The organism is Sporosarcina sp. FSL K6-6792 (genome assembly GCF_038004885.1).
Taxonomy (GTDB): domain Bacteria; phylum Bacillota; class Bacilli; order Bacillales_A; family Planococcaceae; genus Sporosarcina; species Sporosarcina psychrophila.
On sequence record NZ_JBBOSA010000001.1, the window covers coordinates 2,425,001 to 2,450,326 of the forward strand.

General features: G+C 40.3%; 22 protein-coding genes and 3 riboswitches (1 of these 25 running past the window's edge). Of the genes, 8 read left to right on the plus strand and 14 right to left on the minus strand.

Features of this window, described 5'->3' with window-relative positions; all coding sequences use genetic code 11:
• The 7 genes from MKZ26_RS11815 to MKZ26_RS11845 all read right to left on the minus strand — a co-directional run.
• Positions 1 to 650, minus strand: partial view of an NCS2 family permease gene (locus MKZ26_RS11815; RefSeq protein WP_067205559.1) — the start only. 685 nt of this gene lie to the left of the window's left edge; only the first 650 of its 1,335 coding nucleotides appear in the window; the start codon lies at positions 648 to 650; its stop codon lies beyond the left edge, outside the window.
• 95 nt (positions 651 to 745) lie between these two features.
• Positions 746 to 847, minus strand: a riboswitch (purine riboswitch).
• Positions 839 to 2,146 (minus strand): glutamine-hydrolyzing GMP synthase, encoded by a 1,308-nt coding sequence (gene guaA, locus MKZ26_RS11820; protein WP_340767647.1) that lies wholly within the window; start codon positions 2,144 to 2,146, stop codon positions 839 to 841. (Overlaps the previous riboswitch by 9 nt.)
• Positions 2,147 to 2,333: 187 nt before the next feature.
• Positions 2,334 to 2,434, minus strand: a riboswitch (purine riboswitch).
• A gap of 31 nt (positions 2,435 to 2,465) precedes the next feature.
• Positions 2,466 to 4,652, minus strand: coding sequence for a DUF4129 domain-containing transglutaminase family protein (locus tag MKZ26_RS11825; protein WP_340766313.1), 2,187 nt, complete (start codon positions 4,650 to 4,652; stop codon positions 2,466 to 2,468).
• Positions 4,649 to 5,854, minus strand: coding sequence for a DUF58 domain-containing protein (locus tag MKZ26_RS11830; RefSeq protein WP_340766314.1), 1,206 nt, complete (start codon positions 5,852 to 5,854; stop codon positions 4,649 to 4,651). The genes MKZ26_RS11825 and MKZ26_RS11830 overlap by 4 nt, the downstream gene beginning before the upstream one ends.
• Positions 5,851 to 6,801 (minus strand): AAA family ATPase, encoded by a 951-nt coding sequence (locus tag MKZ26_RS11835; RefSeq protein WP_067205537.1) that lies wholly within the window; start codon positions 6,799 to 6,801, stop codon positions 5,851 to 5,853. Before MKZ26_RS11835 ends, MKZ26_RS11830 begins: the two co-directional genes overlap by 4 nt.
• 143 nt (positions 6,802 to 6,944) lie before the next feature.
• Positions 6,945 to 7,769, minus strand: coding sequence for an ammonia-dependent NAD(+) synthetase (gene nadE, locus MKZ26_RS11840; protein ID WP_340766315.1), 825 nt, complete (start codon positions 7,767 to 7,769; stop codon positions 6,945 to 6,947).
• A gap of 15 nt (positions 7,770 to 7,784) precedes the next feature.
• Positions 7,785 to 9,254: a nicotinate phosphoribosyltransferase gene (locus MKZ26_RS11845; RefSeq protein WP_067205531.1), complete on the minus strand. Its 1,470-nt coding sequence runs from the start codon at positions 9,252 to 9,254 to the stop codon at positions 7,785 to 7,787.
• Positions 9,255 to 9,429: 175 nt separating this feature from the next.
• On the opposite strand from MKZ26_RS11845, the gene MKZ26_RS11850 reads away from it, so the two are divergent.
• On the plus strand, positions 9,430 to 9,600 hold the full coding sequence (locus MKZ26_RS11850; RefSeq protein WP_187046592.1) for a hypothetical protein: 171 nt from the start codon (positions 9,430 to 9,432) through the stop codon (positions 9,598 to 9,600).
• A 78-nt stretch (positions 9,601 to 9,678) separates the two neighbouring features.
• On the opposite strand, the gene MKZ26_RS11855 is transcribed toward MKZ26_RS11850, so the two are convergent.
• The 3 genes from MKZ26_RS11855 to MKZ26_RS11865 are packed head-to-tail and all read right to left on the minus strand — an operon-like array spanning position 9,679 to position 14,482.
• Positions 9,679 to 11,490, minus strand: a complete 1,812-nt coding sequence (locus MKZ26_RS11855; RefSeq protein WP_340766316.1) for an ABC transporter substrate-binding protein — start codon at positions 11,488 to 11,490, stop codon at positions 9,679 to 9,681.
• 36 nt (positions 11,491 to 11,526) lie between these two features.
• Positions 11,527 to 13,023 carry an ABC transporter permease gene (locus tag MKZ26_RS11860; protein ID WP_340766317.1) on the minus strand — a complete coding sequence of 499 codons (1,497 nt, stop codon included), beginning with the start codon at positions 13,021 to 13,023 and terminating at the stop codon, positions 11,527 to 11,529.
• 13 nt (positions 13,024 to 13,036) lie between these two features.
• The gene (locus tag MKZ26_RS11865) at positions 13,037 to 14,482 is read right to left on the minus strand and encodes an ABC transporter permease (protein ID WP_340766318.1); all 1,446 of its coding nucleotides are present in this window, start codon (positions 14,480 to 14,482) and stop codon (positions 13,037 to 13,039) included.
• Between the two features lie 127 nt (positions 14,483 to 14,609).
• Here MKZ26_RS11865 and MKZ26_RS11870 point away from each other — a divergent pair, with 127 nt between their 5' ends.
• Entirely contained in the window at positions 14,610 to 16,349 is a 1,740-nt protein-coding gene (locus MKZ26_RS11870; protein ID WP_340766319.1) for an ABC transporter ATP-binding protein, read from the plus strand.
• Positions 16,350 to 16,589: 240 nt separating this feature from the next.
• The gene (locus MKZ26_RS11875) at positions 16,590 to 17,633 is read left to right on the plus strand and encodes an AI-2E family transporter (RefSeq protein ID WP_340766320.1); all 1,044 of its coding nucleotides are present in this window, start codon (positions 16,590 to 16,592) and stop codon (positions 17,631 to 17,633) included.
• A gap of 37 nt (positions 17,634 to 17,670) precedes the next feature.
• Here the strand turns inward: MKZ26_RS11875 and MKZ26_RS11880 are convergent, their stop codons facing one another.
• On the minus strand, positions 17,671 to 18,183 hold the full coding sequence (locus tag MKZ26_RS11880) for a methylated-DNA--[protein]-cysteine S-methyltransferase (RefSeq protein WP_445683418.1): 513 nt from the start codon (positions 18,181 to 18,183) through the stop codon (positions 17,671 to 17,673).
• Entirely contained in the window at positions 18,167 to 18,760 is a 594-nt protein-coding gene (locus MKZ26_RS11885) for a bifunctional transcriptional activator/DNA repair enzyme AdaA (RefSeq protein ID WP_340766321.1), read from the minus strand. Before MKZ26_RS11885 ends, MKZ26_RS11880 begins: the two co-directional genes overlap by 17 nt.
• A 338-nt stretch (positions 18,761 to 19,098) precedes the next feature.
• On the opposite strand from MKZ26_RS11885, the gene MKZ26_RS11890 reads away from it, so the two are divergent.
• Positions 19,099 to 20,010 (plus strand): DNA-3-methyladenine glycosylase family protein, encoded by a 912-nt coding sequence (locus MKZ26_RS11890; protein ID WP_340766322.1) that lies wholly within the window; start codon positions 19,099 to 19,101, stop codon positions 20,008 to 20,010.
• A 256-nt stretch (positions 20,011 to 20,266) separates the two neighbouring features.
• On the opposite strand, the gene MKZ26_RS11895 is transcribed toward MKZ26_RS11890, so the two are convergent.
• Together MKZ26_RS11895 and MKZ26_RS11900 are read right to left on the minus strand one after the other, a co-directional pair.
• Positions 20,267 to 20,767: a DUF2812 domain-containing protein gene (locus tag MKZ26_RS11895; protein ID WP_340766323.1), complete on the minus strand. Its 501-nt coding sequence runs from the start codon at positions 20,765 to 20,767 to the stop codon at positions 20,267 to 20,269.
• Entirely contained in the window at positions 20,757 to 21,104 is a 348-nt protein-coding gene (locus tag MKZ26_RS11900) for a PadR family transcriptional regulator (protein WP_340766324.1), read from the minus strand. Before MKZ26_RS11900 ends, MKZ26_RS11895 begins: the two co-directional genes overlap by 11 nt.
• 149 nt (positions 21,105 to 21,253) lie before the next feature.
• Between MKZ26_RS11900 and MKZ26_RS11905 the strand changes: the two genes are divergently transcribed.
• The 4 genes from MKZ26_RS11905 (at position 21,254) to metC (ending at position 25,301) form a co-directional block, all read left to right on the plus strand.
• The gene (locus tag MKZ26_RS11905; protein ID WP_340766325.1) at positions 21,254 to 21,985 is read left to right on the plus strand and encodes an ABC transporter ATP-binding protein; all 732 of its coding nucleotides are present in this window, start codon (positions 21,254 to 21,256) and stop codon (positions 21,983 to 21,985) included.
• Positions 21,982 to 22,737, plus strand: a complete 756-nt coding sequence (locus tag MKZ26_RS11910) for an ABC transporter permease (RefSeq protein WP_067205503.1) — start codon at positions 21,982 to 21,984, stop codon at positions 22,735 to 22,737. Before MKZ26_RS11905 ends, MKZ26_RS11910 begins: the two co-directional genes overlap by 4 nt.
• A gap of 77 nt (positions 22,738 to 22,814) precedes the next feature.
• A riboswitch (SAM riboswitch) is annotated at positions 22,815 to 22,921 on the plus strand.
• Between the two features lie 77 nt (positions 22,922 to 22,998).
• Positions 22,999 to 24,120, plus strand: a complete 1,122-nt coding sequence (locus MKZ26_RS11915) for a methionine biosynthesis PLP-dependent protein (protein ID WP_340766326.1) — start codon at positions 22,999 to 23,001, stop codon at positions 24,118 to 24,120.
• The gene (metC, locus tag MKZ26_RS11920) at positions 24,117 to 25,301 is read left to right on the plus strand and encodes a cystathionine beta-lyase (RefSeq protein ID WP_340766327.1); all 1,185 of its coding nucleotides are present in this window, start codon (positions 24,117 to 24,119) and stop codon (positions 25,299 to 25,301) included. The genes MKZ26_RS11915 and metC overlap by 4 nt, the downstream gene beginning before the upstream one ends.
• The last annotated feature ends 25 nt before the right edge of the window (positions 25,302 to 25,326 follow it).

The window sequence follows — 25,326 nt, forward strand, 5'->3', positions numbered from 1 at the left end:
CCGAAAATCATTCCTACTATAGTAGTCGTTATCATTCCGTAAAATATAGCACCGTTAATCTTTCGAACCATCATAATTACTGTAATAACAAGACCAAAAATCGCCAGCAATGTCGGCCCCTTCGTTAAATCACCCAAAGTTACAAGCGTGTTAGGGTCAGCAACAATAATATTGGCATTTTGAAATCCAAGGAATGTAATGAAAAGACCTATACCGGCACCAACTGCATACTTAAGTTGTGTAGGTATTGCATTAATAATCGTTTCGCGGAGACCAGAAAGTGATAATACAATGAATATGAGACCTGAAAAAAGTACTCCCGTTAATGCTGTTTGCCAAGGAATCCCCATACCCAATACTACACTGAATGCGAAGAATGCATTTAATCCCATACCCGGCGCAAGTCCAATTGGATATCTCGCGATAAGTCCCATAAATAAAGAACCTACTGCTGCGGCCAATGCTGTTGCGACAAATACAGCGCCTTTGTCCATACGCATTTCGTCCGGAATGCCCGTTATGCCATCAAGCGACAACATTAACGGATTGACAATAAGAATATATGCCATTGCAAGAAACGTTGTCAGACCACCGATAACTTCTCGGCGATAATTTGTTCCGAGCTTATCGAACTCAAAATACTTTTTCATGTATAACTTCCTCTTCAAATAGTTTTTTTAGATAAAAAAAAGCATGCGATAGTACTTCGCATGCTTCCCTAAAACAAATTCAAATAGAAGGGTTATCCCCCTTCTATTTGAATCGTAGTCGGGAAATTTAAGGTGTCCCGGTAGAAACTTCCGAGCCATATCCTCGGTTTTATACGATATCTTCTATTTTATTCCCACTCGATTGTGCCGCCTGGCTTTGGAGACAGGTCATAGCATACGCGGTTTACATTTTTTACTTCGTTCATGATTCGGTCAGTGATTTTCAGAAGAATTGGCCATTCGATTTGTTCCACTGTCGCTGTCATCGCATCTACTGTGTTGACGGCACGAATAATGATTGGATATTCATACGTACGCTCGTTGTTGCATACACCGACAGACTTGAAGTTCGGAATGATTGTAAAGTATTGCCAAACTTTCTGATCCAATCCTGCGAGTGCAAATTCTTCGCGTAAAATAGCATCTGATTCGCGTACTGCTTCAAGACGATGAGGCTCAATTTCACCTAAAACGCGCACACCTAGACCAGGTCCTGGGAATGGTTGGCGGTATACCATATCGTGCGGAAGACCTAACTCAACACCACACGCACGTACTTCATCTTTGAATAGTTGGAATAACGGCTCCACTAATTCAAATTGCAAGTCTTCTGGAAGTCCTCCAACATTATGATGTGACTTCACAACTTTATGCGTTTTCGTACCAGATTCTACGATATCTGGATAGATTGTTCCTTGTGCTAAGAAGTCAATTCCTTCAAGTTTACGCGCTTCTTCTTCAAATACGCGAATAAATTCATTGCCGATAATTTTACGCTTCTCTTCTGGCTCGTCTACCCCTTTTAGTTTACCTAAGAAACGCTCGCTTGCATCCACGTAAACAAGGTTATCCCCCAAGTCTTTTTCGAACATTTGAACAACGCCCTCAGACTCGTTTTTACGCATTAAACCATGGTTTACGTGCACACAAATTAATTGCTTGCCGATTGCCTTAACTAATAATGCCGCAACAACAGACGAATCTACACCACCTGAAAGAGCCAATAATACTTTCTTATCGCCTACCTGTTTACGGATTAAAGCAACTTGATCATCAATGAAATTTTTCATATTCCAGTTAGCTTCTGCCTTACATGTATGGAACACGAAATCTTTTAACAGTACTTTCGTTTCCTTTTCACTTGGCCATTGCTCGAATGTTTTAAGTGCTTTTGTAGAAGGATGACCCACACTAATTACCGGAATGTTTAAAGCGAATATTTCATCTAATACGTCAATCGCTTCACCATCAACGATATTATTTTCACCACCATTTAAAATAATTCCTTTTACCGTTTTTAAACCTTCAATCGTTTGTGATGTAATATCATGAGGGTGAATCTCACTATATACACCTAAATCACGAATCCAACGGGCTATTGTCGTATTCTCACTACTACCTAAATCCAATACTAAAATATTGTCCTGCTTCAAGATGATACAACCTCCTTTTAATTTTATTATTCCAGCCTTTTCCGGCTATTTTACCAATTTTTTCATCGTGCAACATAACTATATTCCAAACGTTCCACAAGGCCTTTTCAAATAGAGAAAAACGCGTCAGAAAGTCCAGCTTTCTGCGCGTCTCATCATCTATAAAAAAGCGAACAAAGCTCATATATCAATGAGCTAAATCCACCTTCATAGCCAAGTCATTTTCGGTAACTTGTAGAAACATCCGAACCGTATTATCGGATATATATGAGGGCACCTTGGGCTTGTTCTTTTTTCATCTTACTTCTATTTACGACAAAAATCAACCCGAAGACCTATTGATTAAATCTTCCCATATTTCCCGCAACACTACCCATTCGTGTTCAGTTATATTTCCACCGTAAAAACCCTTTTCATATGCAGTTGTAAGCATTTTCATTCTTTCTCCACCGAAGTAGTTGTCAACACTCGTTGCATAATCAGATAATGTCATACCAGTTGCCCGCTTCAAACCAGAACGATCCAGTTGCTTCAATAAACTGTTATAGCGCTTTGTAAATGTTAACCAATCTTCTTGTTTAGTACGATGGACATAAACTAGCACTTTAGGCAGCCACTTTCCCCTACTAACGAATATTCGCCAGCCGGCAAAAATAACTATTAACCCTATCACACCTATTATCCACATATTATTCCGGATCCAAGTACCCATAGTTTTGAAAATCTCACTATTTTTGAAGTTCCTATCTGCTTTAACCGTTTTTTCAGCCTGCTCTTTCTTTGGTTGTTCAGGCTTTTTCACTTCCGGTGTTAGTGTATCATCAAGGTTCAACTCGATATCATATTCAATATCCGTTAAGCTACTAAATCCAATTGTCGGTTCGTATGGCATCCAGCCAATACCAGGCATATATGCTTCAACCCATGAATGCGCCTCATTATTCGTAATTTGATAAACTTTCTCCCCCTCGTCATTTAAGACAAATTCTCCGGGAGCAAAACCTTTTACCCAACGTGCTGGAATATCAATTGAGCGTAACATGACAACCATAGACGTCGAAAAGTTATCGCAGTATCCCTGTTTGGTATCAAAGAGGAACTGATCTACATAATCATCGCCTGCTTTTGGAATAGCGACACCTTGCTGAGTATAAACAAAGCCATTTCTTCCAAAGTACTTTTCGATTGCCTTCGTCTTCTCGTAAACACTTTCCTGATTTTCTGTTATGTTTTTTGCAAGTTCCTCCACGCGTTCAGGTAATTGCTCTGGAAGTTGTAGGTACTGAGTTAAATCTTCAGCTACCTCCGAAAAATCTTCCATCCTAGTAGCCCTTAACTTTTTCAAGCTGTAATCAGGCTCTGTGAATTCGACTTGATACGAATCTAGGACCCCTTCCTTGCCCTCAATTTCTGTACTGTACTTTCCTGCCCCTTCCAAGTATTGAAAAACAACATCCTTTGTTGCGTATACTTTATTCATCCCATAAGGATAAACGATGAAAGAAAAGTCTTCTGACACCTTCAAATCCGCAAGTTGTTGGGCTGCAGCGTCCACATTTCCTTGACTCGCAATTTCCCCTATCTCCATACCAGGAGTATAACTAGTCTGGGAATCGTCAACAGATACCTGTTCCCAGCCTTTTGAGGTGTATGTGTTTTTCGTTTCAATTTTCCAGTATTGTTCATTAGCTACTTTTGCTTCAATGACTAATGTAGAATCCTGCACAAACGAACCACCCAATGTGGAATCATTCGTATCGTATCCACTTTTAGCCACCCCACCTTCCCCACTCCCTTGTACAAATGACTCAAAATAAGGTAGCGGATCTGGCCAGATGGGATCTTGTTTCGGAAGAATGTTGGCAAGCGTTCCACTCACAACAACTGCGAAAAGAAGTGGAACGGATATCGCTAGGAATGCACCTGTTGGAACTGATGTGTTGTGCTTCTCCGCAAGCCTAGTAATCGCAAGTAAACCAAGAAGTAATAACCCCGTCACCATAATTCGGAAAATAGCGCCACCTGCAGCATATCCACCGAACGTATCAATGAACGCTATAAATAGAATAGTCATGATATAAAATAGCAAAATACTTTTCCTTACTTCAATCCAATGACGGATCAGATAGGTCGTCATCCACAGTAGCGCGAAAAACAACACAGTTCTAAATGGATTCGTAATACTTTCCCAGTCACCATTCATGATAATTGGGGCATTCGAAAGGAAGTCCCCTGATACGTATACTAGTGTTTCCTTTGTAAATAGTACCTTTTCAAAAAATACATAATGGGTCGCTACTACAATGAAAATAATTTTTGTAGGAACGACTATCCACCACTTTGCTTTAATTAAGGCCAAAAAAAATGATAGCGCCACAAATAATAAAAACAGTGTTAAATGATCTGAATTGGTCAATTCAATAACTGGAATTAGCCATTCCCTTAAAAGGATCAATGCCAGTATATAAAGAATTAGTAGCAGTTGCCTATCAATTCGCGCTCCAGTCATAATCGCACCGCCTCTTTAAAAGCATCTGAAAACTGCTTCTGTTCTAATAAATGCACGGTAATTCCCTTCGATTTTGCAAGTCTAATATCCTCTTCAATTCTTTGCAATGCTGGATCATCACGTTTCACTACGACCATGCAAATGATAGATTCAACGTTTTCCACACTTAGCATAACTGATTGTATGAAAGGCCCATCGGGGTTCCCCGTGATCAATACAATACTGCCCCCGTGTTGAAACGTGGTTCCAAAGTCAGCTAATGATGCTTCATTCGCAGGCTTAATCTTTGCCAAGTGAACCAACGCCATATGAAGTTGCTCTTCCGACTGTATAAATGGGAATAAGGAGGGTTTAGGGCCCGTCGTCATCAAGGCAAGATCTGCCTGATGACTTGATGCTTCTTTCAATATCGAAGCAGTAAGTTCTACTAGCTCCTCAAACATTTTCGACTCTCTGCTATCCATGATTATAAATAACTCTTGTGATCGTCTATCTTCAAACTCCTTTGTCATCAAGGTCTGCGTTCTAGCAAACGACTTCCAATGAATCCATGTCACCCGATCACCTGACTGGTAATTGCGCACACCTGTTGCCATCGTCGTATCTTTGACAATATTTAATGGCGAGGCCATCGTACCTTGGTCATATTGTGTATTAAATGGAACATAATGAATACCAGTCATTTTAGGAAACACTAGAATCATATTCTCCACTTCAATAAATCTTGTTTTTCGAAGCCAACCAAAAAAGTCAGAAATCTCAACTTTCACCCCTTGAAGTATATGTTCACCCCTGGGCATTTTTTCAATTTCGTATTCCCACTCAACTTCTTGACGGAATCCAAAAACAAACAGGCGTTTTAACTTTTCACCTGCCAAAATAACTATTTCAGGCTCTGCCCACTGTTCACTTGCAACGGTATAAAGTAAGGGAAATCGATCTTTACGTTTAATAGATAAAGAAACAATCAACTTCTCACCATTTTGCACATGAGGTGTCCGAATGGTACGTTCCACAGTCATTTTCGACATTGGATAGAAAAATAGTAACAGAGAATAGATTATAAAAGGCAATATAATATAAAAAATAGTCCAACTGACCATGCCGCCTTGGAACATGGCAAAAACAAATGTAGAAACCAAGACGAACAAAACAAATAGTAACCGGCTCGAAATATCAATCATTTTCCTAACAGTTGTCATTTCAGCTGAACCTTATCTACAGGTACACGTACTTTCATCAAAATTCGTTCTATAATTTCCGAAGTGGAAATCCCTTCATACTTAGCTTCAGGACGTAAAATCATGCGATGTCCAAATACGAATGGCGACAAGTACTGGACATCATCCGGAGTAACGTAAGTTCTCCCTTTTATCATCGCATACGCCTGACATGCCTTCATAAGCGCAAGAGATCCTCGGGGACTTACACCTAAATAGACATAGGGATTATCACGCGTCTGCGAAGCACATTCTACGATATAGGACTTAATAGTATTATCGACTTTAACTTCTGTTACAGCCTTTTGGAGTTCGATTAATTCTTCAAGTGATACTACGGTTTCTAATGTGTCAATTGGAACGGCCTTCTCCGCACGATCAAGTACTTCAATCTCTTCCATTTTCGTCGGATAACCCATCTTCAGTTTAAATAGAAAACGGTCAAGTTGCGCTTCAGGTAGCGGGTATGTACCTTCATATTCAATCGGATTTTGTGTTGCCATGACAAAAAAGGGTTGCGGAATTCGCATCGTTTCTCCATCTATCGTCACGGTGGACTCTTCCATCCCTTCCAATAGAGAGGATTGCGTCTTTGGCGAAGTCCTATTAATTTCATCGGCTAGAATAATATTCCCCATGATGGGTCCTGGCCTAAATTCAAATTCCATTTCTTTAGGGTTATAAATTGAAACGCCTAGAACATCGGAAGGAAGTAAGTCCGGTGTAAATTGAATCCGCTTAAAATCTGCCCCAATTGACTTAGCCAATGCTTTTACCATCATCGTTTTCCCAACACCTGGCACGTCTTCAAGTAGGACATGCCCTCGGGCAAGAAGTGCGGTAACACTTAATTCGGCGATATCTCTTTTCCCAATCATCACTTTTTCGATATTGGTTAAGACTTTCTCAATCATCTCTTTATGTGTCATTTCAATTCCCCCAATTGTCTATTACGCTAAATTTGTCCGAAAATTAACAAAACATACCTTTATAATACAGGATATCTAATTCTCACACAACTTAAGCACTGATTAGAAAATAAAAAGGAGCCCCAATAAGGAGCCCCCTGAAGTCATTTCCAAAAATCATCAAAAATTGTAATCGGCATATGCCGTTTATGCTTTGAACGGAGAAAATGATTCTCGATTGCTGTACGGGGTCCCTCCGGCAACTTTTTACCTTCAAGATAATTATCGATATCGTCATAGGTGACACCGAGCGCTACTTCATCAGGAATAGCCGGCCTATTTTCTTCAAGATCCGCTGTCGGAACTTTCAAGTAGAGATGTTCAGGGCAGCCAAGTTCCTTAAGTAGTTGTTTCCCTTGCCGTTTGTTCAGTCTGTAGATCGGCATAAGGTCCGCACCGCCATCCCCGAATTTCGTATAAAATCCGGTAATGGCTTCCGCCGCATGATCACTCCCGAGAACAATACAATCGTGCATGGCCGCAACTGAGTATTGAACCTTCATACGTTCCCGTGCTTTTTCATTTCCTTTAGCAAAATCGGTCAATGTAACGCCACCTGCTGTCAATGCACGTTCACTCGCATCGACAGCTTCTTTTATGTTAATCGTGTAGATTAGAGATGGCTTAATGAATTCCAATGCATCCTGGCAATCCTCCTCGTCAAACTGAGAACCATAAGGCAACCGGATCGCAATGAATTTAAATCGCTTAGTCTCCTCTTCATCATTTAATTCATCAACAGCGAGTTGAGCAAGTTTCCCGACAAGCGTCGAGTCTTGCCCACCTGAAATTCCAAGAACAAAGCCATTTAAAAACGGGTTTTCCCTTACATATTCCTTCATGAAGTCGATCGATTTCCGAATTTCCTCTTTAGGTTCAATGATTGGCTGCGCCTTTAACTCAGCGATAATTCTATCTTGTAATGTCAACTTCAACAAACCTCCTTAGCCATTAATAAAGTCTTCCACCATTTCCTGGACTTCCTGGATATTGCGCATCTTATTGTCCCAACATTTTTGGCTTAAGTCGACCGGATACTCTTCTGGATTAAGGGATCGTTTATATTCATCCCATAATAACTCCAAGTTGTCTTTTGCGTAATCACGCATTTGTTGAAGAGTCGGATTATTATAGATGATAACCCCTTGTTCCACGACTTTGACGTGTAAGTCCTTCGCTTCAAAATTCGTAACAAACTTCGAGATGAATGTATGGACGGGGTGGAACATTTTGATGCGTTTCTCGGATGCGGGATTTTCATCATACATCGTAATATAATCCCCTTCTGCCTTACCATTTTCTCGGTCAATAATTCTGTATAACTTTTTACGTCCAGGCGTCGTTACTTTTTCGGTTGTCGACGAAATTTTAATCGTATCTTCCATTTCACCGGCATCGTTTTCTATGGAAACAATTTTATAGACGGCCCCAAGTGCAGGCTGGTCGTACGCTGTGATCAATTTCGTTCCAATTCCCCATACGTCTACCCTTGCACCTTGTGCTTTTAAGTTGAGAATTGTATATTCATCCAAGTCATTTGAAACGAAAACTTTCGCATCCAAGAATCCAGCTTCATCCAACATACGGCGCGCTTCCTTGGATAGGAATGAAATATCACCGCTATCTAAACGAACGCCGATGAAATTGATTTTATCACCAAGTTCTTTAGCTACTTGGATTGCCGTCGGAATGCCTATTTTTACTGTATTATACGTATCGACAAGGAAAACACAGTCCTTATGACGTTTAGCGTATGAATGGAATGCTTCGTATTCACTTTTATAAGCCTGAATCATTGAATGAGCATGCGTTCCCGCTACAGGAATATCGAATCTTTTCCCAGCGCGGACATTACTTGTCGCTTCAACGCCGCCAATGAACGTAGCACGTGCACCCCATATCGCCGCATCCATCTCGTGTGCACGCCGACTGCCAAATTCCATCACTATTTCGTCTTTGACGACTTGTTTGATGCGGCTTGCTTTCGTCGCAATAAGCGTCTGATAATTAACGATATTAAGTAGAGCGGTCTCAATCAGCTGTGCTTCGATAAGTGTCGATTCCACGCGAATAATAGGTTCATTCGCAAAAACCAGCTCCCCTTCAGCCATGGAATAAACAGTGCCTGTGAAACGTAGCTCCTTTAGATAAGAGGTGAAGTCGTCTTCATAGCCGAGATCATCCTTTAAGTAAGCAAGATCACTTTCACTAAAATGAAACCCTCTTAAATAATCGAGAACTCGCTCAAGCCCCGCAAATAACGCATAGCCATTACCGAACGGCAAATTTCTGAAAAAAAGTTCAAAAACCGCTTTTCGTTCATGTATTCCATCCGCCCAGTATGATTCCGCCATATTGATTTGGTATAAATCCGTATGTAAAGCCAAGCTGTCATCCGCATATTTCGAACTCATGTCAATCTCCTTCTTCCGCATTCTAATGGTTCAAGTATACACTATTTACCCTATATTCGACTTAACATAACATGATGTGACATATCCTTTTATAGCCTTTTCACAATTATGAATGAATTTGTCCTCCCGAGCCATATTAAAAAGAACTAATTCTAATATACGAGGAGGTATTTTAATGAAACAAGACAATGAACGAGATGCAAACAAAAACGAGACCTTATCCGAAAAAATAAAAAAAAGAACGATCGATCAAAACGGTATTCATGAAGAATTATCCCGTGAGTTCGCAACCCTCGGTGACCGAAAAAAAGCGATGATTGATTTTTATCGGTCGACAGAAAAGTAAAATATGAATAAAAAAATGTGAGACTAAATCCTAGTAACAACGGATTTAGTCTCACTTCATTAATAATACGAATAGATATTAGTTACCCGCTTTATAATCATTCAGAAACTCTTGAACTTTAGCTGGGTCTGCCTTCAATTCATTCCCTGTGTCTACCAGTGGGCTGACCGTAGAAACAGCCTTCTTCTTGTTCCCTTGATAGAAATTCAGAATTTCATCTTGGTTGATAGAGTAAAGAACGGCTTTTCTTAACTCTTCACTCGTTGATACTTCACGATTTTTTGTATTGAAAAGCAAGTAACTTACAGCATTACTATCATTTTTTTGCAAGAATAGTTTGCTGTCACCTTCAACCACGTCGTATTTTGTTTCTGGGACTCCGTTGAAAATATGGATTTCACCATTGCGTAAAGCTGAAAGCGTGCTGTCCGGATCTTGGATGAAGCGAACTGTTACATTTGAAATTTTCGGTTCGTGCTCTGTCCCCACCATATAAGCAGGGTTTTTATAGAAAATACCTTCGTAATCATTTTTGTGTGACAAAATATATGGGCCACTCGCGTACAATGTATTGTTGTATTTAGCACCCTCTGTGACTGTGTTCTGATCTCCGTAAGGAATGTCTTTACTCACATCGAACGAAGAAACATCATACGTATTAATACTCTCAACTTGTTTTTTCGAGACAATTCCAGCAGATTGGTGAGCTAAATAGTTCAGTACTTGTGGGAATGGAGCTGTTGTTGTCATTTTTACCACTTGATATTTCCCAGTCGCGTTATCGGCTTCTTTTTTATCAGAAACAAGCTCCCCGATTTTCACATCCAAGTTCTTCTCAAGCCCTTCTCTGACTGTTGCATCGCTTCCTGATTGCAAAATATCGAGATCAGATAGATCTGTGACTACTTCCACTTCGTTAATATGTTCATGTAAACTATACGTACGGTGATCCGGTACTGAATTCGGGTCTTTTGCACGATTCATCGAGAAGATGACATCGTCCGCTCCTACGCGTTCACCAGTATCTACAGCTTTTCCGTCTGTAATTGACGCAAAATTGATATCATCACGAAGAAGGAAGTAATAATCTGAATTACCCTCTGCGATGCTGTGATTATAAGATAATGAGCCGTCTGAAACAACAACGTCATCATCTGTCAAGTTGACGAGACGCACATACATATTTGTATTCAATGTGTTGATAGATCCATCGTTCCCTTTAATAGGATCGAGGGACGTCAAAGTTCCAATAGCTTGCTGAATGATTAATGGATCCGTATCTCTTTTTGATTTGTCAATGAAATCAATAGGTTCCCAGGCAATTGCACGTGATTTAGCAAGCCTAACTGTGTCTACGTCTAGAATGTCTTTATTAACTCCCTGTGCTTTAAATGAATTATAAAGAGGTGCAATATAAGCTTTGTCAAACACTAGACGCTGTTCTAATTGCTTGTATGTCTCTGCAAACTCATCAGACGTTTCTGTACTTGCCTTTTCAATCAATGCATCAACTTCATCATCAGCCATAATACTGTTATCACCGTCTGATTTGAACAGTGCTCGAACAGCATAATCGGGGTTCCCCGTAACTGTCGTCCAGCTAGATAATGCGACATCATAATTCCCTGCATCTTTCTGTGCAGTGAAGCTTCCGTAATCAGGCTGAATATTCAATTTCACATCAAAGCCATTTTTTATAAGCTGATCTCGTACAATATTCATATCTTCTTCCCCAGAACCCATACCCAGAAGTTCGATGACTACTTTACTGTTATCCGTCTTTGGTTCTGTATTGTCATTCTTTTTATCGGAAACATCCGACTTCGTACTTACACATCCGGCCAACACCACCATAATTGCGATTAAAATCGTCATTAAACTCTTCTTCATTATTAATTCCCCCTTATTATTGTTTGGTATTTATGTTCAATCCATTCTTGGATCAAATGCATCACGCAATCCATCTCCCAAAAAGTTAAACGATAATACAAGTAAGATAATCGCAAGCCCCGGGATAATAGCTAAATAGGAATGCGATTCCAAGTATGTGCTACCGATTTTTAAAATATTTCCCCATTCTGGAATATGCGGTTCCACACCGAGTCCTAAGAAACTCAAGCTACTCGTCGCGATGACAGCGCCCCCGATTGTCAGTGTCGCCTTGACAATCATCGGCGCGAGCGAATTCGGCACTATCTGTCTAAAGATAATAGAGAAGTCCGATGAACCGAGCGCACGTGCTGAATCGACAAATTCATAGTTCGACACCATCATGACATTCGCACGCATCGTTCGGGCATAGGTTGGGATGGACCCCACACTAAGCGCTAAAATAAGATTCGTCGTATTTGCTCCAAATGCCGCAATGATAGAAATTGCCAATAAAATTCCAGGAACAGCATATAGTACATCAAGCAGTCGCATAATGATATTGTCCGTCCGCTGACTGTAATACCCGGCTAATGCTCCTAGGAATCCGCCAATAACAACCGGAATGGCCGTTGAAGCAAACCCTACAAGAAGCGAAATTCTTGCACCAAAGATGATTCTTGAAAACAAATCCCGTCCGAAATTATCAGTGCCAAACGGATAAGCAAGACTCGGTTTTTGAAGTATTGCACCATAATCATTTTCAACGGCCATATCGTAGTCAAACGTAAATATACTGCAAACGGATATGGAGAACATGAGAATAATGAAAAACAAACCAAGTATCGCCGTTGAATTGCGGGTTATCTTCTCCCACATCGTATTCCACTTCGAAATCCTAGACTGATCATGACTGCGAACCTTTAAAATCAAGCTATAGCCAAGCAATAGTGCAAAAACATTACCCGTCAATGCGGTAAACAGAAGTAATATGGCAACAATCATCATCCAAGCTGGCGCACTTTCTTCCTCAACATATTTCGCTGTGAGAACAAGTGTCACGACTTGAAAAATCATTATTCCTAGCAAGATAATCATTGCCGTTAAAAATGAATCCGCCACATATGACTTGAATAAATTAAGGGATGATATCGCGATGATAAAAACCTGAGTAAGCAGCATATAAACGGCAAACGTATATTCAGGTGTCTTCTTCTTTTTAATAAGATTAAATGCAAATGCTACAGTGAAAATATTCCCCGTCATTATACTAAACAGCTGTATGTAGCCGAGCTTTCTTGTCGAACTTCGAATTTCCCCTATTGTCAGAAGGTCTCGCTTCACCATCCACGTAAGAATCATTTGAAAGATAGTGAACAACGCATAAGCCGCAAATAAGCTGAAGACCGAACTTTTCAACTCCCCTTCTTTGAAATTGAAACTGTTCAGTAGCAAGACGACTGTCAGGATTAAAGAAATAATCCATGTGAAATTTGCTTGTGTATATTCCCTCGATAATTTCAATGCATGTTTTTTATTTAGATTCACCTTCACACCTTCTCCTGCTCTACGATTGCTTCATCTTCGAACGGATGCGAGGATCGAAAAACGCATACAAAATGTCGATGAGCACATTGACTAACGAAATCGTTATTGCAATATAGATAACTCCACCCATAATAGCGGGAATATCGGGAATGAACTGCTTGTCTACGATGTAGCTTCCGATTCCGCTAATGTTAAATACTTTCTCAGTCACCGCCGCTCCCCCGAGCATTCCCCCGAATAGCAGACCAATGACTGTAATAATTGGTATCATTGCATTGCCAATCGCATGTTTCCAAAGTACTTGAAGCCGATTGAGGCCCTTCGCTTTAGCGGTAATGATGTAGTCCTCATTGATGATTTCCAACATCGAAGAACGTGTCATCCTCGCGACAGATGCAGTCAATGCAGTTCCAAGCACAACAACAGGCATGATGATAGAAAGCCAGTTTTGAGGACTATATGTGGCCGGTAACCATTGTAATTTAATAGAGAAGTTCAAAATAAATAGTAATCCTTGCCAAAAGTTCGGAATCGATAATCCAATCAATGCAATAAACATGAATGAATAGTCCAAAAATGAATTCGTCCTTGTCGCAGAAATGATGCCTACTGGGATAGCGATGACAACTGCCATCAGTAATGATAAAACCGCAATCGTTAATGTGATTGGGAATTTATTCGCTATACTTGCTGCGACATCCTCATTGCCAGCATAAGATGCACCCAAATCAAACGTCGCGATTCCTTTTAGCGCATTCCATAGTTGTGAAAGATATGATAAATCCAAACCATGTAATTTATTGAATGATGCGATTTGTTCCTTCGTCGCCGCCTCGCCAAGAATATTCGCGGCAGGATCAAACGGCGATAAGTAAAGTATCGTGAACACAAGAACTGCAACGCCAGCAATAACAAAGATACTCATAATCAATCGTTCAACTATAAACTTGATGTACGGATTGCTGAACAAAAGAATAAGTAGATACATAAAGATGCCTGGAATGAATGAAGCAAGCAAGAACAACGGTTTTCCAAGCAATGATTGAAAGTAAGTTGAATACGTAACTTGTTGAACACCTTTCTGTTCCGCTAGCTGATTTGTTTTTTTCGTTAGCGTTTTTCTAAATTGTTCTTCGGCAAGCTCCTCCACTTGCCTATCTATTTCTCGATCATTTACTTCTTTATTGAAGAATGATTGTTTCCGTAGTAATTGTTCTTTAAAATCAAGCATCGACGCTTCTTTATAACCTGATGCTGTCAATGATGCCCTTACCTCTTCATAAATTGAAGAGTATGTATTGTCTCCTCTTTTCGACAGATAGAATAGAAATACAATAACATGAACCGGCAAACCTAAAATTAGTAGCAAATACTTATAAGTCGGTCGTCTTCCCATTTTGCCAAACGTATATCGGAGAACATCTGATAATCTAAAATAGGATGTCGCTTCTTTATTCACTCCCATTGAAGCAATTCCTCCTTCCCGATATTGTTTAATTCCTATTGGTATAGTAAAGTATAGATTCGGTAACTATTTAAGTCAATGTAATTTTTAGTTAAATATAATTTCAGATAATAGGCAGGTGTTTTTATTGGAAACAGTATTAAAGGTAAGTGATCTACGCGTCTCGTTTTTGGGCCACGACAAGGAATTTGAAGCAGTCCGTGGTGTCAGTTTTGAAGTGAAGAAAGGTGAGACGCTTGGTATTGTAGGTGAATCAGGAAGTGGAAAAAGCGTGACAGCCCGCTCAATTATGCGCCTCCTCCCTTCTCCCCCTTCTTATCTGAAAGATGGAGAGATTGAATTTCAAGGTGAAGATCTCGTGCAAAAAACGGAAAAAGAGATGGAGAGTATCCGTGGTCGTGATATAAGCATGATTTTTCAAGATCCGATGACTTCATTAAATCCAACAATTCAAATCGGCAAACAAATTGCGGAAAGTTTAATCAAACATCAGAACTTATCTAAAAGAGATGCGAAAAACCGTACCATTGAACTTTTGAAACTTGTAGGTATCCGTAATAGTGAGGATCGTTTTAGCCAATATCCGCACGAATTTTCAGGTGGAATGCGGCAGCGTGTCATGATTGCGATTGCACTCGCTTGCCGTCCGACACTACTGATTGCGGATGAACCCACGACTGCACTTGATGTGACAATACAAGCCCAAATCTTAAATTTGATGAAAGATATGCAGCAACGTTTTGGAACATCCATCATATTGATTACCCATGACCTAGGTGTTGTTGCCGGCATGTGTGATCGCGTTGCTGTCATGAAAGACGGGGAAATTGTGGAGACCGGAACGACGGAAGAAATTTTTGATAACCCAAAACATTCCTATACAAAGAAACTGCTCAATGCCCTTCCTCGCCTTGATGAGAAAAAGAAGCCTAAACGCACTCCTTTACGTACCATTGGTATAGAAAAAGGGAAACCCCTGCTAGAAGTGAAATCACTAAAGCAGCATTTCGACGTTGGGAAAGGCAATATAGTGAAAGCCGTGGACGATATCAGTTTTCATATCAAACCCGGAGAGACGCTCGGTCTTGTCGGCGAGTCGGGATCAGGTAAGTCAACGACCGGCCGTGCCATTTTACGCCTTCACGAACCGACAGACGGAGATGTCTTGTATCAAGGGATGGCCATTAACCGGCTTTCGAAAAATGAAATGAAAACGATGCGGCGCCATATGCAGATGATCTTTCAGGATCCGTACTCTTCACTTAATCCACGTTTTAAAGTGCTTGATATTATCGGTCAAGCATTAGACATTCATCGGCTAAGTAAAAATAAAGAGGAGCGAAAAAAGAGGGTAGAAGAGTTGCTTGTTATGGTCGGACTTGATCCTTCCCATGCAATGCGCTATCCACATGAATTTTCCGGTGGACAGCGCCAAAGAATTGGTATTGCACGTGCACTTGCCGTAGAACCTGACTTCATCGTATGCGACGAACCGTTATCCGCACTCGATGTTTCTATCCAGTCGCAAATTGTGGAATTACTGGAAGATCTTCAGCATCGGCTTGGACTCACCTATCTGTTCATTGCGCACGACTTGTCTATGGTTAAGCACATTAGTGACCGAGTCGCAGTTATGTATGCGGGGAAAATTGTTGAGCTTGCCGAAAGCGAAGAGTTGTACTCTAACCCACAACACCCCTATACAAAATCGTTACTCTCAGCGATTCCAATTCCTGACCCCAAAATAGAATCGAAGAAAAAACGAACGCTAATGGAAGATCAAATTGAGGAGGATAAATATCAACTATTGCAATCTGAGCTAATCGAGATTTCAAAAGGACATTGGGTAGCCATCCCTATCAATTAAAATATGTTTCAAACTTCATTTATTGCAACAACTATAATATAATAAAACATGAGCTGAGGAGATATAACCATTTCCGGTGTATAACTCCTTTTTCACAGCTAGTGCTGCATATTCGTTCGTAAGCTATTTTTTAAAAGAGATTTTCTAATTTATAATCTCTACAAATCATGGCAATACTAACAATGAAAGGTCTCATTTCTCGTTTTCACTTGTAATTATTTATGAAGGAGCTAAAGTCATATGAATGGGTTATTAGACATTTTCGAGAAAAAGGGACCACGGCGTATTCTTATTTTCGCTTTGATTATTTTAATTCTTTACAGCGTCAAAAGTATGATGAATATTATATTGCTTACCTTCATTTTCGCTTTTTTGTTGGATCGACTTATTGAGTTTACGCTCAAACGTGTACATTTTAACCGCAAGCTGCTAGTCATTCTCCTGTATACAGTGATTGTTGGTTTACTGACAGTTGGTGTTGTTAAGTATTTGCCTATAATCACAATGGAAATCAGTCAGATCATTGTAAGAATTACAAACTTCTATTCCACACCTCATGATAGTGTACTGCTCACCTACTTAGAATCCGTCATCTCTAGTAATCAAATTGCAGCCTATTTGGAAAATGGTTTTTCATTTTTGTTAAAATATTTCTCTGATATTAGTAAAACAAGTATTCAAGTCATACTTGCCCTCGTATTAAGCTTATTTTTCCTGCTAGAAAAACCACGGTTAATAGAGTTTACAAACAAATTTAAAGATAGTAAGATTGCTCCTTTTTACTTCGAAATTGAGTTCTTTGGTAAAAAGTTCACGCGTACATTTGGAAAAGTGATTGAAGCCCAATTTATCATTGCAATTGTTAATACAATCTTGTCCGTGATCGTATTACTCATACTCGGATTCCCACAAATAATCGGTTTGGCAATTATGATTTTCTTTTTAGGACTCATTCCCGTTGCCGGGGTCATCATTTCACTTGTCCCTCTGACGATAATTGCTTTTACAATCGGAGGATTCCTGAAGGTTGTTTATGTACTCATTGCAGTTATGATTATTCATGGCATTGAAGCATATATCTTAAATCCAAAACTGATGTCCTCCAAAACAGATTTACCCGTTTTTTACACGTTTATCGTACTGATTTTCTCACAAAACTTCTTTGGCGTCTGGGGACTCATTATCGGTATTCCCGTGTTTGTCTTCCTACTTGATATACTTGATGTCACGAATAAAGAACCTGCGAATCACATACCTGTTCCAAAAAGCAAAAAGACAAGGTGAGATTAACTTCTCCCTTGTCTTTTTTTATGTCGAAACACTATCTTTCCAGTTCTAGAAGTTGCTCTTTCATCTCTAAACCGGCCCTGAAACCACCTAACTTACCACTTTTCGCAATGACACGATGACAAGGAACAATAATTAAGACCGGATTGGCACCAATAGCGGTTCCAACAGCTCGTACCGCATTTGGCTTTTCAATCCGTTCGGCAATTTCCGAATATGAAACAGTCCGTCCGTACGGAATTTCTTGCAAGGCCTTCCATACAATTTGTTGAAAAGGAGTACCGTGAAGATCGATTGGCAAAGCAAAATCCCTACGTCGCTCTTTCAAATAACCCATTAACTCAACTGCGTGTGGCTGTAAGATGTCCGCTTCTTCCATCAGAACATAACTTGGAAGTCGTTTGTTCACCCACGCTTCCAGTTCCCCGAATGGTGCATTCGGGGTACCTATATAGCAAAGCCCCTCTGTCGTCGCAGCTATATACATATTCCATTGTGAGTGATTAAGCAATGTCCAATACACGTTGTTTTTACTGTTCTTTTCCACTAACCTCTACCTCCTTCACTAGTTTTCGATATTGTTTTGGTGTTTGTCCAGTTTTCATTTTGAATAGCGTGATGAAATAGGACGGATTACGAAGCCCCACGCTTACCCCAATTTCAGCAATGGATTTATCGGTTGTAGTAAGTTCAGACATCGCTTTCGTTATTCTGATCTTTTGGATATATTCAACAGGCGTTAGCCCCGTGATTCTTTTAAATGTTCGCTGTAGGTGATAAGGACTTCCATGGCACATGTCTGCCAGGATTTCTAACGTCAATGGCTCCTGAAAATGCTCGTTTATATATTCTCCAATTTGGATAGTCCATTCTTCATCAGGTAAACGCAGCCCACCCGGCTTACAGCGTTTGCAAGGTCGGAATCCATCCGCTAGCGCTTCCGCTGCATCATTGAAAATACGGACATTCTCTTTTTTTGGATCTCTTGATTTACAAGATGGTCGGCAAAAGATACCCGTTGATTTCACGGCATAAATGAAGATTTCATCAAACCTTGAGTCGTTATGTCTAATTGCTTGCCACTGTTCGTCAGTCAACTGCCTGACTTGTTGATGATCGCTCACGGAATCACCTCTTTCTCTTACCTTAAGTATACCTCCTCTATTTCCAAAAACAATTACGCCTCGGCGTAATTGCGTCCAGATTTTGAATCGAGCTTGCTCGATTGACTCCTTTCAAAATCTGCGACATCCGCCGGAGGCTTTATCTTTGTTCAGCGGGCATTTGGAAACCGCTGAACAGGTAAACAAAACAGCATTCACCTCCCACCTATGGAGGTGAGAGTCTTCTGCTGAATAAAGATAAATGCTTTTCAGGACATAACAGCAAGATAGCGAAACTTTTCCATCTGGGATTATGGTACAACTAAACATATAGATAAGATGCAGAGGAGGTTTTTAAAATGCTAGTTAATCAACAAGATCATTTGATCATAACCGTTCCGAAAGAGTTCGATTTCAAAGAAAATATCAGCTATATGTCCAGGTCAAACAATGAGTGTATGTTTGAAATCCGTGATGGTAAAGTGATCAAGGCAATTCCGGTTGGGAATGAGATTCTATTAGTCGAAGTCAGCGAAAACACAGAGGGTAACCTTCTGGTTCGGTTTATAGAAAAATATACACCGTCTAGCGAAAGCGTTCGAAATATGGTCGTCCATTATGTACGTGATTGGTTCGATCTCGATACTGATTTGAAACCTTATTATGAGATGGCAAAAAGAGATCCATTGCTTCAACAAGCAGTAAGTGAGTTTTACGGATTGCGAAACATCGGCATCCCTGACTTGTTTGAAGCGTTATGTTGGGGAATTCTTGGACAGCAAATCAATCTGACATACGCGTATACGTTGAAAAGGCGCTTTGTGGAGACGTTCGGAAATTCGATTGAATGGGAAGGACAGTCATATTGGATATTCCCTGAACCAGAGTACATTGCGAAGCTTACAGTCGAGGATTTATCGTCTTTAAAAATGACCGTAAAAAAATGTGAGTACCTAATTGGGGTTGCACAGCTTATCGCAGATGGAAACCTATCCAAAGCTCAGGTATTGGGAACTGGGAACTTTAAGGAAGCGGAAAACATGCTTATCAAAATCCGCGGAATTGGGCCCTGGACTGCAAACTATGTCTTAATGCGCTGTTTGCGTTTCCCAAACGCATTTCCAATTGCTGACGTCGGACTTCATAACGCCATCAAACAAGTAACAGGAGCAGAAGAAAAACCGACGAAAGAAGAAATTTTGAAGTTGGCTGAACCATGGGTGAACTGGGAATCCTATGCGACGTTTTACTTGTGGCGTTTTCTTTACTAAGATCAAGCAATTTCATGATTGGTTATTCAATCACCTCCCCTTGGAGATAAAATAGAAGGGCAAACTTAAATTGTTTGCCCTCCACTTCTTCATTAAATCATCTCGCTTTATTTACCTAGGGGGTTTATCTTCATTCGATAATCCAATTATATATATAGAAAGAATATTGCTAAAGCAGCGGTTACAATCAAGGTTGTAATGACGATTGATGAATGAATTTCAAATAGTACTTGCTAGAATAAGCGTCATTTATTAGTCAATAAAAATCAATTTTTCTCTTCAAGGAAATAAAAATGTAAAAGTATAAAAGAATAACAAGCATAATGATAACCGTCAGAATTATTTGAGACAACTGACCTTTCCACGTCAAAAACAATCCAATTTGCGATGTTAACAAGATTATAAAGAATACCAGATAAAATTTCATCATCCGCTGAAACGTTTCTTTTACTGACTCACCATCGGAATAAATCTTTTTTACCCCTGACTCATTTGCTTCTGTACGAAAATAATGAAATTGCTTTAGAGCGCTGTCTACATATTGCCAACCGGCATCTTTACATAGTTGCATATACTCTTCATTCGCATCCCGGAAATCAATTTGATAGACATATGATACATTAGGATTTTCATCGAAGGTATAGGTAAATAATCCATACTTTTTAAAATGAAATCCTTGGCGTGACATATCCGTCAGCCACTGCTCTTCTTTATCAACACTCGAAGCAAGAAAAATCTTGAACCTTTTAACAGTCATCTTCTTCGCCCTCCATTTCTTTTATGATGCTCCTGGCGTTTTTCACAAGTGATTCAAGCCTCTTAAACTCAAGCTGAAGCACTTCTTTACCTAAGGGTGTCAGCTGATTATACTTGCGGCGTTCTGCATCATCTATGTCTACTTTTTGAATGATTTTCTGCTTTTCTAATTTTCCTAGTGCTCCATATAATGTACCGGGACCCATTGTAACTTCCCCCCGACTTATTTTTTCTACGTCCTGCATAATGGCATATCCATGACGTATTTCCCTTAAGGACAGTAAAATATAATATGTTGCCTGCGACAATGGTAAAAAACTTTCTGGCTGTTTTATCATTCTTTCACCTTCTCACTATATCGCTTATCGCTATATCGATTAACGATATAATAACAAACATTTTTTGGAATTGCAATAGATTTTCCTTGCATGACAAAACTACCCAGATTAGAATTATTATAAATAAGAAACTGGTAGGAGAGAATGTAATGTCCAATTTTTATAAACCCGCCCTACATTTTCATGACGTCAATTATTCCATTGGTGAAGTACATATTTTAAAAAATATTACGGGCTCCTTTCCGGAAGGGAAAATCACAACGCTCGTCGGCCCTTCTGGAGCAGGAAAAACAACATTGCTTAAATTATGTAACGGGCTGATTTCATCTACTTCAGGAGATATTTTCATTCACGATAAACTCATTTCTACATATGAACCCGTTGAACTACGCCGCCATGTCGGGATCGCACTTCAAAGCGCACCAATGATTAAAGGCACCGTCTATCATAACTTAGCTCTCCCTATGGAACTTCAAGGTAAAAAATTGCCTGAACAGGATGCCATTAAAATTCTAGAAGACGTCGGATTAGATGTGCAATTTTTACATCGTAAAACCAATGAATTATCCGGTGGACAGCGTCAAAAAGTATCCATTGCTCGCACACTAATCAACCGCTCTGAAATCCTATTACTGGATGAAATCACATCCGCCTTAGACCGAACATCTTTACATGAAATCGAAGAATTAATCGTCAAAATTAACCGGGTGTATGGCACAACCATCATCTGGATAACACATAATTTAGAACAAGCCTTATCAATTGGAGATTACACTTGGGTTCTAATGAATGGTCAAGTCATTGAAACTGGCGAAAGTGACTTATTGAAATCACCAACAAATGAATTTGTGAAGCAGTTTGTGCAAGGAGGCGTAGAATGAGTTATCTTACGTTATCCATTACACTTATATTTGTAATCATCCCCTTACTACTATCAAAGACTCTACGTTTAGATTTGGAAAAAGACACAATCATTGCGACAATTCGGTCCATTATCCAATTGCTTATGGTCGGCTATATTCTTAAATTTGTCTTCGATTCTGAAAACATATTGTACATTTTGTTAATGGTTACATTAATGATTGCAGCGGCAACACAAAACACCCGTAAGAAAGGAAAAGCAATCAAAGGAATCACTTGGAAAATAGCGGTCACATTACTTTTTGTAGAAGTACTAACCCAGAGTATTCTACTAGGCTTTCAAATCGTACCGCCAACCGCACAATACATCATTTCAATTAGCGGCATGGTGATTGGCAACTCAATGGTGCTATCAATCCTATTCCTTAACCGGTTCACAGCTGAGATTGAAACGCATCGTGATGAAACCGAACTCATCCTTTCTCTCGGTGGAACGCCAAAACAGGCCATTCATAGACAACTCATCAACGCAATCAAGGCAAGCATGATCCCGACAATCGAAAGTCAGAAGACAATGGGCTTGGTTCAACTTCCAGGTATGATGAGTGGTCAAATCATCGCAGGTGCGGACCCCATCCAAGCGGTTCAGTTCCAATTGCTCATCATATTCCTATTATTGACGACCGCTGCAGTGACAAGTGTATTGCTTGGCTTTTTATCATATCCAAGTCTATTCAATCAACGGATGCAGCTGCTGAAAGACAGATTTTAATAATTCGCTCTTGTTTTATTTTCTATGTCATGATAAAGTTATTGAAATTGTTCTTTTCACATAATTCCATAATTTGATTCTTATCAAGAGAGACCGAGGGATTGGCCCTATGACGTCTCAGCAACCAGCCTGTTCAGGTACGGTGCTAATTCCTTTAGGTGTTCATTTCCCTAGAAGATAAGAAGATAGTCTACGATATTTCGGGGACCCTCTTCTTATAGAGGGTCCCCTTTTGTAATCTAAAAGAAAAGGGTGACTACAATGACAAAACAAAGTTTGAATACAATCCTAGTCCAATTAGGCAACAACAGTGATCCGAAGACGGGCGCTGTCAACCCTCCGATTTATTTATCAACTGCGTACAAACATAAGGGGCTCGGTCAATCGACTGGCTACGACTACACACGGACAAAAAATCCAACCCGCTCCATATTGGAAGATGGAATTGCAAACTTAGAGAGCGGTGATGCAGGGTATGCATGCAGTTCTGGTATGGCGGCGATTCAGCTTATCTTAACGCTGTTCCGTCCTGGAGATGAATTGATTGTTCCAGAAGATATTTATGGTGGCACATATCGCTTGCTCGAACAGTATTCCGACGTTTATTCAATCGGTACAACGTATACGAGTTTCGCCGATGTGAACGAGACCGAAAAGTTGATCACTTCGAAGACAAAAGCGCTCTTCATAGAAACACCGACCAATCCACTCATGCAAGAATTTGATATTCGGCAGTATGCAGAACTGGCTCAAAAGCATGATTTACTGTTGATTGTCGACAATACATTTTTAACGCCTTATTTTCAGAGACCGATTGAACTCGGCGCTGACATTGTCATGCACAGCGCAACGAAATATATCGGTGGACATAACGATGTCCTCGCGGGACTTGTCGTTGCAAAAGGTGAAAAAATTTGCGAACAACTTGCCGCCAACCATAATGCTATCGGTGCAGTCCTCTCCCCTTCCGATTCTTGGCTAATCATCAGAGGGCTGAAAACACTGCATTTAAGAATGAAACAGCATGATGAAAACGCGAAAATAATCGTCAATTATTTGAAAGATGAACCACTTGTTACGGACGTTCTCTATCCAGGGAAAGGCGGAATGCTATCATTTCGGCTGAACGATAGTGAATTGGTCGGGCCATTCCTTGAAAATCTGCAGCTCATTACATTTGCGGAAAGTCTAGGCGGAGTGGAAAGTTTCATTACTTATCCAGCAACGCAAACACATGCCGATATTCCTCGTGAAGAACGAATACGACGTGGCGTCTGCGACCGACTTTTACGTTTCTCTGTCGGAGTCGAGGAAGCTGACGATTTGATCGCAGATTTGAAGCAAGTGTTTGCAACTTTGAATAGCGGGGTGCTACAACGATGAGTTTGAATAAAGAACGGTTGGAAACGACTATTATCCATGCTTCGACCCGCGGAGATTACGAACAAAAAACAGGTGCTGTCAACGTTCCTATCTACTTATCTTCAACGTTCCATCAGGAAAGCTTCGATGCATTCGGGCCGTATGATTATAGCCGTTCGGGCAATCCAACGAGGGATGCGTTGGAAAAAACGATTGCCTCACTAGAAGGCGGTTCGCGCGGATTGGCCTTCGCTTCCGGAATGGCTGCCATCTCGGCTACATTTATGCTCCTTTCTTCGGGTGACCATATCGTGGTTACCGAAGATGTCTACGGTGGCACATACCGATTCGTAACCGAGGTATTACCGAAATTCGGTATCGACCATACTTTTGTAGATCTAGCGAATGTAGATGAAACCGCACGTGCAATCCGTCCAAATACAAAAGTGATCTATATTGAAACACCATCCAACCCGCGTTTGGGCATTACAGATATTGAAGCGATAGTTGACCTTGCAAAATTGAATGACTGTCTGACGTTTCTCGACAACACATTCATGTCGCCACTTTACCAGCGTCCACTAGATCTTGGAGTTGATATCGTTGTTCATAGTGCTACCAAGTTTTTATCGGGGCATAGCGATATCATTGCTGGGCTAGCGGTTACAAAGGGTGAAGAACTTGGCAATCGATTGGCATTCATTCAAAACTCTTTCGGCTCTATTCTAGGCGCACAAGATTCTTACGCATTAATTCAAGGAATCAAAACATTAGGTGCCCGTTTAACACAGTCATCTGAATCGGCACGTAAAATAGCCTCGTACTTGAACGACCACCCGTTAGTAGAGGAAGTGTTTTATCCAGGGTTGGCAAGTCATCCAAGACACGCAATCCACGCGAAACAATCGACAAGTCCAGGCGCTGTCTTATCTTTCCGTTTGCCAAACAGAGATGCAGCAAAGGCCTTTGTTGAAAACGTTCGGATACCCGTTTTCGCAGTAAGTCTAGGCGGAGTTGAATCAATTCTCTCCTATCCTGCAACGATGTCCCATGCCGCCATGCCTAAAGAACAACGGGAGAAACGTGGTATTACCGATGGGCTGCTACGTTTTTCTGTTGGACTCGAGCATGTCAATGACTTGATTGCCGATTTTGATCAAGCCTTGATCAAAACAAATGAAAAAATTTCCATACCTAATTAACTACCATTAAAGAAAACATTATTAT